Here is a 16396-nt window from a genome sequence, read left to right as displayed (position 1 = left end):
GTGAACAAGGGATAAAAAACTAAAAAGTAATAAAAATTGAGTAGAAAATTGAGCAAAATTTAAGAAAAATGATGAAAATTGAAAAACATAGAAATTATGCAATAGCCTTGAATATTGTATTATTTATCATATAGTAATTATAAAACTATATTAGTGTAATAATTATATGTAAGATTCTAAAACTTTTCATTTATTAAATCTTGTAGCTTGGGTGATAGAGCATCATTAATAGATTTTGAGTTTAAGTTAAAAAATGATTGATAAAATTGAACTACTCTTTCTTCACCGATTTTAAAAGTCATTTTTGTAAATCTTCTTTCTTCTATACAAGGGAAAATTAAACCTATTTTTTTACAATCTTTATATTTTGCCGCATAAACAAAGATCTGGTAAAGGTCAGTCTGGCTAATATCATCTACATCTCCAATAAGTTTCCATTTTGTATCTAAAATTATTAGCCCTTCATTTATAACTATATCTGGGATTAAAGAAAACTTCTTGGGCTCATCAAATAAATAATGTTGTTTATCTTGCAGTTTAACATTATTACATAACTCCTTTTTAATAAGTCTACCAACATATTCTTCAAAAATTTTGTTCATATCAAATAATAAAGCATAAGCTACAGAACTTCCTTTATAAGGGGTAAAAATCTCATTTAATAAAAATAGCTTTGCCCATACTAAAGAGGTATGATAATGTGAAATAGTCCTGTCTTTTTTTATTTTAGTAAATGCTATTTTTGGATCATTTAAAATTATGTCTATATCATCAAAAATAAATAAAGCTTTTCTAATTCTTTGTTGATTTCCTGATAATTTTGATAAAGAGTATAATTTCATTAGTGCTGTTTTTAATATCTGGTTTTCTATCCTATTTGAATGGTATTCATCATATTCAACAAAAAACCTCTCTTTATGTATAAAATTTTTATTTATTTGTTCTTTAATTTTTAGTTTACCTTTTAAAAACTTTTGATTTTGAGTATGAGTTATATAGTCACACTTAATACCTTTTTTTATTAAATGTTCTATTTCAGTCAAAAACATTGATATAAATATTTCAAGAAGAGGCATATTTTCAGTACTTAAATAAGCTGATTGAAAATAATGAAAAGGGGAATTTTTTAGTTCTTTTAGCATTTTAATTAATATTGTTTTTGATAACTCAACATCATTTTTATTAGAAATTTTAGGAAGAATTTCAATTACAAAACCACTTTTAGTTTGAATAACTCCTACAAAATTTTGAGGTTTTAATGCTCCATTTCTTTCATAAACCAAAAATCTGTTTTTATTGTCTTGTGCAAAAAGTTCTAATTCCTTAAAAATTTTCTGTGCTTGAACGCTATTTTTTACAACACTGTTTATCTTTTCTATATTTATAATTTCATATTCTATTACTTGTAAAACATTATCCATATTAAAGTGTTATACAATTTTATTAGGATTATAAATTTTTATATAACTTTCAGCTTGTTCAAATGCTTCATTGTTAATTGTAAAAATCCTTTTTTCATCGATAAGTTCTGGAATGTTATTTCCAAAAAGTTCTTGAATTTTAATATTTTCTATTTTTATAAATTGATAATCCTCATTATCAACTTGATTATCTGCTAGAATAAATCTTATTTTTTCCCAATCATCATAAAAATATTCCTGCAATAAAGGGATTATTTTATTTTTAAAAATAAACTTTAAATCTTCAAAACTTTTAATTTTTAAAAAGTAAGCATGGCCAATTGTATGATCTCGGTCATACAAATATTCAATCCTCTTATTCATTGTTTTTAAAAGGTTGGACAAATCTATTTCTTTATTTTCTTGTAAGGAAATTTTTTTATCTTCTAATAAGCTATAATCAGGCATCATTTCAATAAAGGTGAATCTTCGTCTCAAAGCTGTATCTAATAAAGCGATACTCCTATCTGCTGTATTCATAGTTCCTATGATATAAAGATTATTTGGAACACCAAATTCTTCATTTAAGTAAGGCAATTTGACGATTGCTTCTTCTTTTTCACCGATTCTTTTATCTTCTTCAATTAATGTTATTAACTCGCCAAAAATTTTAGAAATGTTGCCACGGTTAATTTCATCTATTATCAATATATAATTTTTTAGATCTTCAGATTGCTTTAAATAACTTATCTTATTCCCTTCATAAAATTCTTTAATTTTTTCAAACAATGCATAATAATAAATAGCGTTTCCATGTCGTTTATTTTTCGATTCGTAGCGAGGTTTAATATCATCTGGAGTTTTAATTTTTCCTTTAATAAAGTTTAAAAGATCTCTCATAATAATTTCTTTTGCTAATCTTTGTTTGCTTGTTACGCTTCCACCGATAGTAAATGAAATAAAATCTCCGTCACTATTTTTATTAACCGATTCAATTAAAACATTACCTTTTAGATTAAATTTTTGATTATTAAGCAGAATATCTTCTATATAATCAGCAAAATCACTTACTAATTGTTCTATATTAATAGTTTCTTCTTTTTTTGAATTCTCAAAATTCTCTTTAGCCTTTATAGTAACTATTTTAAATATTCCATCTTTAACTTTATAGTTGATTTGTCCATTATCATCAGTTTCAGCTTTTAATCCTTCGATAAAATCCTCATAGCTATAACTTTGATGAAATGTAATAAACTCAATTTGTCCTTTTTCTTTAAATTCTTTAAATTTTTCTCTTAATTTTTCTCTATCAGTATAGTCTATTTTTTCTTTATTTAAAATGTCATTTATTTCATTCCCTAAATCTTCTTTTTCTCCTATAATTTTTAAAGCCATTTCAATGGTTTTATAAGTTTTACCTGTACCTGGAGGGCCATACAAAATTTTATTTAAAGCTTCTTTATCAATATTATTTATGATATTCGCTTGATTCATGTTATTCTCCTCATTTATAATCTCAAATTCCTGATCACTTTCCAAAATTTTTGTAAAGTGACCTGATTCAAAATAATAAGGGATAGCTGGAGCATCTAGTTTATTAGCCAGCATTGTGGCTATAAGTTCAAGTTTTCTAAGATCATAAATCTCATTTTTATATTTAACCTTTTTTAAAGAATCTGGTAGATTTTTATACTTATGGTAATATTTTGTAGCTTCTTTAAAATCATCAACTTTAGGCTCATTAATTTCCCAAATTCTAAAATTTTCGGGAACTTCTTCCTGTAATACTTCTAAAAGTTTTTCAATTTCACTTTTATTAAGTTGTACCTCAACAGTAAAATCAGGTTTTCTTACGTCAGTATGTTGGACTATCTTTCTTAAATCTTCAGTTTGCCATTCACTATAATCTTTTATTCCTTCTATAAATACCCACTTAACTTTATCTGTTTTTTTATTATCATTTAACTCAGGGAAATCCTTTTTTATTTGTTGTAATAACTCACTGAGCCCTAATTTTTTTCTTTTTTCATAATCTCTTAAAACCCAACTTAAATAAAGTAAAATATTTTTTCTATGTTCTTTTTCCGTTATGAATTTTACTAAATTCTCAATCTTTTTCTCCATGTTAACCCTCATAAAAGATTTATTTTAATATCATGTATTAAATTTACAAAAATGGTTGTAATCGCAATATTCACAATGTTTGTCTGGTAAAGCATAAAGATATTCGGAATTTATCATGTGGTTAAAAATATATTGTATGAGTTCTTTATGATACTCTATATTTTCATCTGACATTTTTTCAATTATCTCATTTCCTTTAGAAGCTCCGATGTGATGTATTTCAGATTCAACTTCATTTTTAAATTTTTCTTTAGCCATTAAAATATAACATGGTATTTGAACAGAGTTTATACTTTTCCTAACTTCTATTAAAGTTGAATCGTCATAAACATTTAATATATCATCGCTATTGTCTATTAATTTCTTTACTTTGTTTTTAGATGGCATAACTTTGCCAGTACCTGTTTTATAGTCAATTACTCTTATTTTACCATCTTCAGTTTCATCTATCCTATCAGCAAAACCATACAATTTTAGCTTATCAGATTTAAGTTCTTCTTCTAATGCTACCAATATAAAATCAATTTGATTTTTTGTGATATATTTTAAATAATTATCTACTCTATATTTTAAAATTATTTTTAATGCGTTTATTTTAAGATCATCTAACTTATTTAGAAACGATTTAATTTCTCCGTTTTTACCATCATATTTATAATCTGGTAGTTTTTCTATCTCTTTATGAATAGACTTTTTTATATTCTCTAAGATTTCCTTCGTTATTTTTTCCCCTAAATAATTTTTAAAGTTTTCTTCAAAAAATTTATGAACAATTGTTCCCAGTTTGTCAGCTTCAAAATCTTCGTCTAATTTAATTTTACTTTTTACTTCTTTAATATATTTTAAATAATAAGCATAAGGGCACTGCATGTAATAATTTAGTCTAGATGGTGAAATATGTCCTTCTTCAAATAGTTCTTTAAAATGTTCTTTAATTTCTTCAGTTTTTTCTATTTTGTTGTCTATTTTTTCAAATTTAGATAATACTAACTCATGACTGTGTATTTTTAATCTTTCTTTATTTTTTAATTCATTTAATAAAATTAACTGTTCTACAAACCTACTTCTTATGTGTTTATCTATACCTATTGCCCCTGATTTATACATTACATGGACATTTTTAGCAGAATAGACTAGTCTGAAAAAATTATATCTCATTAACATTTCTTTTTCTTTAAAAGAAGTCAGTCCAAGCTCAACTTTTATTTCTTCTGGTAATAAAGGGTCTATTTTATCACCTGAAGGTAAAACACCTTCATTTACATCTGCGATTATTATATTTTCAAAAGATAATGATCTTGCTTCAAGCATCCCCATTATTTGAATACCTTCAAGAGGATGTCCTTCAAAAGGTATAATCATATCATTGATGATTTCTTTTAGTAAGTGATAAGAAAATAGAATATCTATTTTGCGATTAGAATCTAAACAACTTAAATTTTCAATAATTTCATTATAGAAATATTGTAATATCTGAGTTGTAAATTTGTATTTTTCTTTTTGAAGCTTATCTTTATCAAATTTGTTGTATAAATATAAAAATGAGTCTTTTAATGAATCTATATCTTTAACTTCTAAAAACTTTTTTAGGAATTGTCTAAAAAAATCTGCACTTTCTTCAAATTTGTAAGTTGATGATTGTATTTCAAATAATTCTTCTCTTAATTTGTTTGCACTGCTTATAATTTCATTGTTAAATAAATTTACAATACTCGAATTTAATAATCTTAGTAATAACTTTGAATCAACAATATATTTGCCTGTCGCTGTATTTCTTCTATCAATATCAATCAAAACAAGAAATAATGAATCTAAAAACATACCCACATCAGTATTACCAAATGGATAACCCATTGAAATATTTAGGTGATAATTATCTTTATTATCAAAGAACGCTAATAAAGGAAAAAGAGTCCTGGCATCAGGCAAAATTACAGCTAATTTCTCTGGTGATTTTTTATCTTCAAAAGTCGAATATTTATTTTTTACAATTTCAAAAATACTTGCTGCTTGTGAATGTGTATCTGGAAACTGGTAAAAACTAAAATTGGTTTCGAAAAGATTTTTATCATCTTTAATTTCTTCAACATCTGTTTTTCCAATTTTATTTAATTTAGATATTAAATTATCCACAATTTTAAAGGTATCAAAAGATAAATTACTACTTTCTCTATCTTGTAAATCAGTTTGTATTAAAAAGTAAGTATCAACAAAATCTGATATATTTTTTATCATTTTCAATTCAGAATTAGAGAGATAGACCATTCCGCTAAAAATAAATAATGTATCCTTAAAATCTTCACGAAACTTTTCTAAAGAAGTTAACTCTGATGCTCTTTTAAATGTGTTACCGTTATATGTATAATTTTTGTAATTTTCTTCATAAATTGTGTATAGCCTTTTTAAGTTTTCTAAAATCTCTTTTGCTTCATCTAATGCTTCTACATAATAAAAATCTTTCAATTTATTTCCTAGTAATTGTTTATCAATTTCATCAAACAATTTTGACAGTCTTTTAGCCCAAGGAAATACTTTAACATCTGTTCCACCTAACTTATTATAAAGTGTAGAATAATTTTGCAGCAAATCTAAAAAGAATATTTCTCTTTCTAAACTACTATGAAAAGTTGGTATTTCATCAGAATAGCTTATTACAATATTTTTGACAAAATCCTCTATTGTGTAAAAATCAACACTAAGTGCTGTATTCAGATCTATAGATTTTTCAATAAATCTTATTGGACGTCTGTTTGCTGAAATAAAAATAATTTTTTTGTACTCTTTTTTTAAAGTGTCTAATAATGATGAAACATAATGAATAAAATTTACACCTAAATCGATCTTATAAATTTTAACTGACATTTATAATATCTCCAGTTTCAGTGTAATAGATAATGCCTTTTGCATTATCAAAGAATTTTAAATAATCTTTTATTTGAGACTGATGCTTTTCTTCCTTTTTCCCTGTTTTAAAATCAATAATATAGTAGTTATTACCTTTTTTAACTATTCTGTCGATTCTAAAAATCCTCCCTTCTTTATCGATAAGCTCTTTTTCATTCCAATAATCATCAATGTTTTGATAATAATCTTTTAAGTTATTTAAAGTTTTTTTCATTAAACCTTTCGCAGAATTATCTTCGTGTTTAAGGATTTTTACAGCTTTATTATAAGCATTTGTTATTATTGCATCTAAATCATCATTTTCTTCTATTTTTCCAACAAATGATATTGCTAAGTGAAATAACTCTCCTAAAATTTTTTCATTAGGTGACAGGTTTAAAAAGTAATTTTCAGGATATACTTTTAAAAATTCCCTAAAAGTAGAATTAATTTTTAAGTTATTATTAGCTTGTGTTTGTGTTGGAGTTCCTTCAGTTTCTTCAGTTTTCAACTCGCCTATGATATATGGGTATTTTAAATTATTATTACCATTTATAGTTTTTAGAATCGTGTGTAATAAACTCGCAGCAGTTATTGTTTTTTCAAATTCACCTTTACTTTTAAGCTTATAAGCACCCAAAATAAATAGATTTTCTTTTGCTCTTGTATTGGCCACATACATGAGATTTAATGATTCAATAAATCTTGTTTTTATATGCTCAAAATATTTCTCTTTGGCATCATTTAAAATATCTTTTAATTTACCACTTATCTTAACAAATACATATTCATCTTTTTCAGTCAAAGGTGAAATATTTACACTATCATAGATTGTAATATTTTTGGTGTCGTATAATGGCCAATCGTAAAATGGGATAATAACTGTATGGCTTTCAAGACCTTTAGATTTATGAATAGTCATTACTTTTATAGCGTCAATATCTTCGCTAATTGTAATTGTTATATCTTTGTTTTTGTAGAAATACTCTAATATATCTTCCAAACTTTTCTGTGATTCTGCTAGTTTTAAAACTTCTTCTAGTAACCTATCAAAATATAGTTTGTTATTTTCAACATCAAAAATATCTAGACTCATTAATTTACAAAAAGCTTCATAGGGCGATAATAATTTTATTTCATTTTCAACTTCTTTAATTCTTGAAGGATTTATACCTACAATTTCTAATGCTGATTGATAACTTTCATCTTTGGAATAAACTATCGCAGATAGTGCTAAAAGGAATTTTTTAATTTCAAAATTGTTTAAAAGTACGAGTGAATCTTCCGTAATAAATGGAATGTTTGGAAAATCTTGTCTGATCCAATTTACTACTTTGTCGATATCTTTCTTTTTCCTCAGCAAAATCATTATTTGCGATGGTTTTAAGTTTTTGGAGTTTAACAATTTATCTAAAATATTTTTTAATTCTTTGTGATAAAAATCTTCATCTAAATCTATTGATTCGTCTATTCTTTTAGTTATTTCCTTTAAGTTGACTTCTACATAACCTTCTAAGTCACTGTGAATCTGTTGTTCTGATTCTGTATAAATATCTTCTATTGCTTGTTTTATCTTTTGAGATAATACACTGTCATATTGACTCAATAAGTCTTTAAAATCATTATTTTTTTCAGTAATGTTATTAATGTTAAATACATTGTTGTTAAATTCTACTATATTCTTTGCAGAACGGTAATTCATATCAAGAAAATCTGGTTCTAATCTTAAATTTTCTTTTTTAAGTACTTCATTGAAAATGGTATAGTCTCCACCTCTCCAAGCATATATTGCTTGTTTTTTATCTCCAACTATAAATAATGAACCTCCTTCAGCAATAGCATTTTCAATTAAATGATATATAGCGTTGAATTGCTCTTTTGATGTATCTTGAAATTCATCTATTAGATAATGAAAAATCCTATCTCCAAGCTTACAGAATGCATAGCTTACACCATATTCCTTTGATAATATATCGCTGACATCTTTAGATATTTTACTACCATCTACAATGTTTAAAAATGACTTAATCTCCGACTCTTTTTCTTTAAACTTTTTTAATTGTTTTGCTACCGAATTAGTTTCATATACATGTTTTAGTAAAATAAATTTTTCTACATTTAAAACGCACTCTTTAAGTTTTAAGATAAATTCAACTTCAACTTGATAATCTAGAGTTTTGTCTTTACGATAAAGATCTACTAATGTATTACTTTCGCATATCTTTTTGAAGTCGCTAAATTTATCAATTAATTTATCAAAGTTCAGGTTATTAAACCTTTTTATTTTGTTTCCATTAAAAACATCTTTGTTGTTTTCGACTATATATTTTATATAATTTATGTAACTTGATAAACTATTTTCAATTTCCTTTTTTAATGACAATAAATTTGATGACTTTGAAGTTATTTGAAATTTTTCACATAAATCATCAAATGTTATTAAATCATGAGGAATATCTAAGTCTCTAAATTGCTCAATACCTCTTTTAATAATATATTCTGCATTCATCCCTTTATAATCTAATTGTAAAAGACTTTCTAAAAATTCTAGTAGGTCACTTAAGTTGTTTGGATCTGTGATAAGGTCATCTATTGCAAGTTGAAAAATTTCTTCTCTATCAAAGGTTATTTCATAATCAGGATAAATTTTTAAATCAATTGCAAAAGCTTTTAAAATCTTATTCATAAAAGAATCTATAGTTGTTATATTAAAATCACTATTATTTTTTATGATATCGATTAACAATTCTATTGCTTCTTGTTCTTCAACATTAAATTGTTTTTTATCAAATTCTTCATCTTCATAAATGCCAGCCAATTTTTTTAAAAATGTTACAACCCTTTCTTTCATTTCAGCAGCAGCTTTGTTTGTGAATGTGATAGCAACAATAGAACCAATAGAATTTGGATATAATAGGTTATCGTCAATTTTTATATTAGCAATATTACAAGTTTTTCTATCTTTATTTGATTGTTTGGTAGATAAATAAAGTTTTAATAGGTGAATAAATCTTTTAGCTAACGTATAAGTTTTACCTGCTCCTGCTGATGCTTGAATACAAAGGCTACTAATAAATTCATTTGTTTTTTCTTCGCTCATTTACAACCCTTTTTATTTTACAAATATTATAGCATAATTTGCATTTAGTTAAAAATTTTTATCTTAAATAAATTCATTGTAGTAATTTTTCTTTATATAATGAAAGCTATTTAATTATTTCAGCTATTCTATTTCTATTATATTCATCTTTTCTTGCTTAAATGAGTTCTTTAATTCGGTTAATGAGCACAATTTTATACTGTTGACTTTTATAAATTTAAGATACGAATCATATTCAGATTCATTTTTAAAAAATTTCACAATATCTAAATAAAATTTAGGAAAATAATCTTTCTCATAAAAAAATTCACATTCTTTAAGATGCCCTTTACTATCAGTATGAAAAATAAATATTCCTAAATTCGAACTAAAAAGATAATAATCGTCTGTAATGAAAATACCTTGTTCCTCAGAAGCAGAATTAACATAAAATGTACCACAACAAACACCGTGACAGGCATCATTTTCATCAGATATACATTCACAAATTCCTGTAATATTGTATATATTTAACTCCTCAGATATTTTGTTTATTGGAATATCTTGAAAATATTTGGCTAGTAAAAACACTAAAAAATCATACATTTCTTTACATTCAGTAATTTTTAAAGACTTTACCACTCTATACTCCCAGCAATTAATTTTCATTAATTATACTTAAATTATACGACATTATTTGACGCTTGCATTAAAAATCTTTTTTGTTTTAATTATTAATGGCAAGTACTTTATAAAATTAATTATTCTCCCTTTTTATTTTTTGTTAAATTATAAAAAATCTTCTGTTGTAATTATACCTTGTTTTTTTCTAATTTGCTCTTGAAGGTATTTTTTGTAATTCATGTTTAAAATCTGTAAAAGTTGTTTCTTATTCTTGCCAAAAGCGTCCATTACTCCGTATTTAATTAGTAAAATTATAGTATTTTTGTCTATAAGTGATAAATCTATTCTCCTGCAAAAATCTTCTAGATTTTTAAATTTACCATTTTTATTTCTTTCTTTAATTATTTCTTCAATTATTTTATTTTCATCAATTATAACATTTAGTCCAATTTTAATAATATTTTTTTCTATAATAGTTTTTTCTTTAGATTTATTAATATCAGGTAAAATCACAGTTATCTCCATTTTTTTACATTCTTTAAATAATCTTTCTAAATTACATTTAAATTCAAAATTTAATAAAGAAGCCATATATTCAACAGGGGAATGAGCTTTAAGATATGCAGTCTGATAACTTACCATTGCATAAGCTGCAGAGTGACTTTTATTAAATCCATATTCTGCAAATTTTGCCATTAAATCGAAAATCTCAGAGGCTATTTTTTCATCAAAACCTCTCTTTACAGCACCTTCTATCCCAAGTTTTTCATCACCATAAAGGAATATCTCTCTGTGTTTTGCCATCTCTTCAGGTTTTTTCTTACCCATTGCTCTTCTAAGTAAATCCGCACTTCCAAGTGAATATCCAGCAATAACTTGTGCAATCTGCATTACCTGTTCTTGATAAACAATAATGCCGTAAGTCTCTTTTAATATCTCCTCTAACTCAGGTAATGGGTAAGTAATCTCTTGAAGACCATGTTTTCTTTTTACAAAGTCATCAAGCATCCCACTACCAATAGGGCCAGGTCTGTAAAGAGCTACTAAGGCTATTATATCTTCAAAGGTTGTTGGTTTTAATTTCTTGAGAAGGTTTTTCATCCCGCTACTTTCAAGCTGGAATACACCTGTTGTCTCTCCACTTGATAAAAGTTCAAAGGTTTTTTTGTCATCTAATGGGATTGAGGATATATCAAAATCAGGATCTTTTGTTTCTCTTATTAGTTTAGATGCATAATCAATTACTGTAAGGTTTTTTAAACCTAAAAAGTCAAATTTAACTAGCCCAACTTTTTCAAGTGTATCCTTTTCAAATTGAGTTACTACCTCATCATTTTGCCCCTTACAAAGAGGTACATATTCTACTAATGGTTTATCAGCGATTACCACACCTGCTGCGTGCATCCCTGCGTTTCTCAGTAAACCTTCTAATTTTAGTGCATGATCTAAAAGCTCTTTCCCCTTTTCTATACTTCCTATGTTTGGCTTTAATTCTGGATCCATTTCCAACGCTTTTTTCAAAGTGAGGCCTGGCTTTTCAGGGATCATTTTGGCTATTTTGTCCACAGTTTTCAGTGGGATTTCCAGTACTCTTCCAACATCCCTTATAACACCTCTTGCAAGCAATTTACCAAAAGTGATGATTTGAGATACTCTATCATGCCCATACTTATTTCTCACATAGTCAATTACTTCTTCTCTTCTGTTCATACAGAAGTCGATATCAAAGTCGGGCATGCTTTTACGTTCTGGGTTTAGAAATCTTTCAAAAAGTAGTTTATATTTTATAGGGTCAATATCTGTAATCCCTACGGCATAGGCTACAAGAGAACCAGCACCAGAGCCTCTACCAGGGCCAACTGGTATTTTATTTTTTCTTGCATAATTTATAAAGTCCCAAACTATTAGATAATAACCGTCATACCCTTTTTCGTGTATTATTTTAAGTTCGTATTCTAATCTTTCGTAATATTTTGAGTGTAATTCTAATGGCACTTTTGCAAGTCTTTTATGAAGCCCTTCTTTTGCGATATGTTCTAAATAGGTTTTTAAAGTGTATCCTTCTGGGGCATAATATACAGGAAGGTGCAGTTCACCAAATGTCATCGAGACATTACATCTTTCAGCAATTTTAACAGTGTTTACTAAAGCTTCTTCAACTTCATTAAAGGATTTCCACATTTCTTCAGGTGATTTTACATAAAGTTCTGATGAGTGAGAATCTCTTCTATTTGGATCATTTAAAGTTTGCTGATATTGAATACACATTAAAACTTGATGAGAATAATAATCTTCTCTGTTTAAAAAGTGGCAATCGTTGGTTGCTACAAGTGGTATCCCTGTCTCTTTTGATATCTCTATTAATTTTTTATTAACTAAATTTTGTTCATCAATCCCATTGTCTTGAATTTCTAAAAAATAATTATCTTTCCCCATGATTTCATAGTACTCAAGAGCCGCTTTTTTTTGCTGCTTCATACCCTTCGTTTAACAGTTTTCTTGCAGGCTCTCCAGCTAAACAAGCTGATAGGGCAATCAACCCTTTTGAATGTTCTGCAAGTAGCTCTTTATCTATCCTTGGTTTATAATAAAAACCTTCAAGGTGAGCTTTTGAAACTAAGTATTGGAGATTTTTTAAGCCTGTATTTGTTTGGGCTAATAGGACTAAGTGATAATTTTTATCCTCTTTTTTATCATAATTCTTATTAAATCTCGAATCAGGTGCGACATACACTTCACAACCGATTATCGGTTTTATACCATGATTAAGAGCTTGATTATAAAAATCCACAATACCGTACATTGTCCCATGATCTGTAATAGCTACTGCTTTACTACCGTTTTCTTTCAATTTTTTCATAAGTTCTGAAATATGAATCGCACCATCAAGGAGCGAGTATTGTGTATGAAGATGAAGGTGAACAAAATCCTTTTTCATAAGTAACTCCAACTTAAAAAATATTATTTAGAACTAATTTGATAGATGTACCTTTTATATTTTGGTATAAAAAAACTAAATTATTTAATTGATAGTAAGTAACTGGATAATTTGAAATTTCTTTAATCTCTTCTGAAGAAATATTTTTAATATTTTTTTGGAGAAATTTACGAATTGTAGTTTTATCAGGAAGTTTTAATTTTAGGATAACATCAAATTGATTTTTAAATTTTAAAGGTAGTTTTTCTAATTCATTTACAGTAACAATTAAAATACCTTTGAAATTCTTTATATGTTCAATAAATTCGTAGATTGATTTATTAAAAAGAAATTTTGAATTGGAAATTAAAAATCTCTCTATATCATCAATAAGTAAAATAAATGATTTGTTTTCAATCAACTCAATTGAATTAAAGGCACTAAAAACTTTATTAATTAATAATGAATTATCTGTGTTAGAAGATTGTAAAAAACTTTTTTGACTAACAGTCGCTAATTTTTTATTGGTTAAATAAGCTAAATGATGTGCTGTAGTAGTTTTTCCAGTTCCACTTTCTCCATAAATTAAGACTTTTTTAATTTTGTCTAATTGAATTAAATCTCTTAATATTTTGATTTTGCTTTCAATGTTCTCGTTATAAATTAACTGTTTTTTAGAAGGATATTCATAAAAAATTAGTGTGTCTAATTCAATATTAGTTCTTTTTTTGTAAAAAAGCTTAGTTAAGATATAATCATTGATTTTTAAACTTATATCAAGATTAGACGTGCTTGGATAATTATTGTCCATCATTATTATATTGTCTTTGATTATTGGTAACTCTTTATTTATAATTTTATATAAAAACCTTAGGTGTTTTTTAGTATCGTTTTTTACAATGTGAATGTAATTATTTAACGCTTCATCAGGAGAAAAGTAAGGTTGAGTATAAGAAAATATGAGATATAGAAAAAGAAATTGTTCTTCAAATGAATATTTTGATAATATTTTGTAAGTTAGTGAAGTTTTAGGTATTTTGTCAATTAATCTTTGAAGTTTTGCTACAAACATATTAAATGAAATTTCAAGTTGCTCAAGCTCTGTTATTGGCTTAATTAGAATGTTTAATATTTCATATTCTTCTTGTAGTTCTTCTAATTTAATTACATCTTCAAATGCATTTTGTTTTATAAGTTTTTTTAAAACCCAACCTTCGACTTTAACTTCTGGGTCAAGAATTGTTTTTTGGTTATCATTAATGCAAATTGAATTTGGTTTGGTTGTTATTAATTTCTGATTTTCTAAACTGATTAAATAAGCTATTATTTCTAAATATTTTTCAGTTGTTAATCTGTTACAATATTTTTTAATAGTAACCCCATCTGGGTTATCTACACTTTTAGCTATAAGAAATCTTAAAAGATTTGCTTCTGAAGTAGATATATCAAAAAGTTTTACCAAAGTTTCAGTTATTTTATTCTTTTCTTTTAAATTAGTTAATATATTCTTATCTTTTGTAGAATTATAGATTTGTAAAAGTAAATTTTTCATTTTTGTACCTCCGATTAATTTTAAGTATAAAATAATATTTATTGACGACATTTTTTGACGTGCCTCTAAATTAAATATCTATTACATATTTTATATGTTATAATTAAAATCAATCGGAGGTGATGTATGTGTAAAAAATGGGCTACAGATTTATTAAATGAAGTGAAAAAAGTATGGGAAGAAACAGAAAATAATCACTTAAAAAATAATGGTTTTGCTGTTTTCTATTCGAAAGTTAGAAAGAATCCTGAATTAATGATTATTGGTTATAATCCTGGCGGTGGAGATAAAGATTTTAATATTGAAGATGTGTTTAATCTCGATAAAGAACACGAATACATAAAATATAGTGGTAAATACAATAAAAATGAGAAATATAAAACTGCTGAAGTGATGTATAAATTATTTGAGGAAATAAGAAAATTAGAATTATTAGAAAAAAGTGTAAAGTTAAATCTTATTTTTTTTAGATCAAAGAGTGAAAAAGAATGGCAAAGTTTAGATAAAAACTCTCGAATATTATTAGAACAGTTTTGCTTTGATAAAATTAAAGAAATAATAGATTTTTTAAATCCTAAAACAATTTTATTAGAAGGTATAAAAACATTTGATTTATTTATTTCAGAAATTTTAAGTAAACGATACGGTGTAACGAAGCAAAAAATTATTTCTTTTTATGCTTATTCTGATAAATCTCATAGACGCAGATGCATATTTGCAAAAACTGAATTTAATAATAAGAAAATAATTGGTATAATCCACCCGTCATATATTTATAGTGAAGTCAAAAAATATCTAGCAGAGGAATTATAATTTTTAATTATGAAAGGCATTTCGTTAACAATTGAAATACTAAATTTACTGAAATCCAATAAAAAGGTGACAACAAAATTAATTTCAGAAGAATTAGGGGTTAGCGTAAGGACTGCTCAGCGATACATGGCAGAGTTGCTAAACATTCCTGGTCTTTTATATTATGATACAGATAGTCACACTTATTCGTTACTTGAAAATGTAAAATTTACTGACGTAAATTTACCAAAAACAGAAATGAAATTTCTGGCAGCATTACTTGAGTATATAAAGAAATTTGTTACACCTAAAACCAAAACACATATTGATAAAATATTGAAAAGAATCTTACATATAAATTCAGTAGAAGCTGTAAAGTTTATCAATAATCCTAAGTACATTAATGTCGATAACATCATGGATACTTTATCTTTTATAGATGATGCCATCAAACACCGTCAGGAAATAGAATTTTATTATGAAAAGTACGGCAAAAAATATAATGTTACACCATTATGCATATTAATAGATAATGGATTTTGGTACTTATTAGCAAAGCATGAAAATACATTAAAAAAATTTTCTATAGACCTTATTAGAGATGTTAACATTCTTATGAAATTCTTTAAAATTTCTCAACAGGAAATTGATGAACTGATAAATAATGCCAATAGCATTTGGTTTGAAGAAAAAGAAAAAATTAAAGTGAGCGTTGAAATAGATTCAGAAGTAGCATTTTATTTTAAAAGGAAAGAGATATTTCCCCTGCAAAAAATTGAAAAAGAATTAGATAATGGGAACATATTATTAACTTTTCTTGTATCAAATGAGGAAGAGTTTTTATATTTTGTTCGCCCATGGGCTGAATATATCAAAATCAAAGAACCCGCAGAGTATATTACCATTATAAAAAAATTTGCTGAAAATATTCTTAAGAAATATTCAAAAAATTTATAAGATTTAAAATAAAGTTAGAGTGAAAAAAATAATTTTGGATAATTAAAATATTAATTAAAACGATTCCC

The 16396-nt window shown here is 25.9% G+C and carries 8 protein-coding genes and 1 pseudogene; 2 read left to right on the top strand and 7 right to left on the bottom strand.

Features of this window, described 5'->3' with window-relative positions:
* Positions 1 to 176 precede the first annotated feature (176 nt).
* From OWM07_RS01930 to OWM07_RS01900, 7 genes and pseudogenes are all read right to left on the bottom strand, one after another.
* Positions 177 to 1421: an McrC family protein gene (locus OWM07_RS01930; protein WP_423301985.1), complete on the bottom strand. Its 1245-nt coding sequence runs from the start codon at positions 1419 to 1421 to the stop codon at positions 177 to 179.
* Between the two features lie 9 nt (positions 1422 to 1430).
* Positions 1431 to 3524: an McrB family protein gene (locus OWM07_RS01925; RefSeq protein WP_423301984.1), complete on the bottom strand. Its 2094-nt coding sequence runs from the start codon at positions 3522 to 3524 to the stop codon at positions 1431 to 1433.
* 30 nt (positions 3525 to 3554) lie between these two features.
* Positions 3555 to 6386 (bottom strand): PD-(D/E)XK nuclease family protein, encoded by a 2832-nt coding sequence (locus tag OWM07_RS01920; protein ID WP_423301983.1) that lies wholly within the window; start codon positions 6384 to 6386, stop codon positions 3555 to 3557.
* Entirely contained in the window at positions 6376 to 9507 is a 3132-nt protein-coding gene (locus OWM07_RS01915; RefSeq protein ID WP_423301982.1) for a UvrD-helicase domain-containing protein, read from the bottom strand. Before OWM07_RS01915 ends, OWM07_RS01920 begins: the two co-directional genes overlap by 11 nt.
* 123 nt (positions 9508 to 9630) lie before the next feature.
* A complete protein-coding gene (locus tag OWM07_RS01910; RefSeq protein ID WP_423301981.1) occupies positions 9631 to 10128 on the bottom strand; it encodes a hypothetical protein in 498 nt (165 codons plus the stop codon).
* 147 nt (positions 10129 to 10275) lie between these two features.
* Positions 10276 to 13048: pseudogene (locus tag OWM07_RS01905) on the bottom strand (DNA polymerase III subunit alpha).
* A gap of 13 nt (positions 13049 to 13061) precedes the next feature.
* Entirely contained in the window at positions 13062 to 14579 is a 1518-nt protein-coding gene (locus OWM07_RS01900) for an ATP-binding protein (protein ID WP_423301980.1), read from the bottom strand.
* Positions 14580 to 14705: 126 nt separating this feature from the next.
* On the opposite strand from OWM07_RS01900, the gene OWM07_RS01895 reads away from it, so the two are divergent.
* Positions 14706 to 15392, top strand: a complete 687-nt coding sequence (locus tag OWM07_RS01895; protein WP_423301979.1) for a hypothetical protein — start codon at positions 14706 to 14708, stop codon at positions 15390 to 15392.
* A 9-nt stretch (positions 15393 to 15401) separates the two neighbouring features.
* Positions 15402 to 16328 (top strand): helix-turn-helix transcriptional regulator, encoded by a 927-nt coding sequence (locus OWM07_RS01890; protein ID WP_423301978.1) that lies wholly within the window; start codon positions 15402 to 15404, stop codon positions 16326 to 16328.
* Positions 16329 to 16396: the final 68 nt, after the last annotated feature.

It is taken from the genome of Deferribacter thermophilus (genome assembly GCF_049472675.1).
Taxonomy (GTDB): Bacteria; Chrysiogenota; Deferribacteres; order Deferribacterales; family Deferribacteraceae; genus Deferribacter; species Deferribacter thermophilus.
Note: the sequence above shows the minus strand (reverse complement) of the source record. Positions and strands in the feature narration are given on the sequence as shown.

Bases quoted from the DNA above. Each gene is read 5' to 3' on its own strand.
- OWM07_RS01930 (WP_423301985.1), bottom strand. From the start codon at position 1,421: ATGGATAATGTTTTACAAGTAATAGAATATGAAATTATAAATATAGAA.
- OWM07_RS01925 (WP_423301984.1), bottom strand. From the start codon at position 3,524: ATGGAGAAAAAGATTGAGAATTTAGTAAAATTCATAACGGAAAAAGAA.
- OWM07_RS01920 (WP_423301983.1), bottom strand. From the start codon at position 6,386: ATGTCAGTTAAAATTTATAAGATCGATTTAGGTGTAAATTTTATTCAT.
- OWM07_RS01915 (WP_423301982.1), bottom strand. From the start codon at position 9,507: ATGAGCGAAGAAAAAACAAATGAATTTATTAGTAGCCTTTGTATTCAA.
- OWM07_RS01900 (WP_423301980.1), bottom strand. From the start codon at position 14,579: ATGAAAAATTTACTTTTACAAATCTATAATTCTACAAAAGATAAGAAT.
- OWM07_RS01895 (WP_423301979.1), top strand. From the start codon at position 14,706: ATGTGTAAAAAATGGGCTACAGATTTATTAAATGAAGTGAAAAAAGTA.
- OWM07_RS01890 (WP_423301978.1), top strand. From the start codon at position 15,402: ATGAAAGGCATTTCGTTAACAATTGAAATACTAAATTTACTGAAATCC.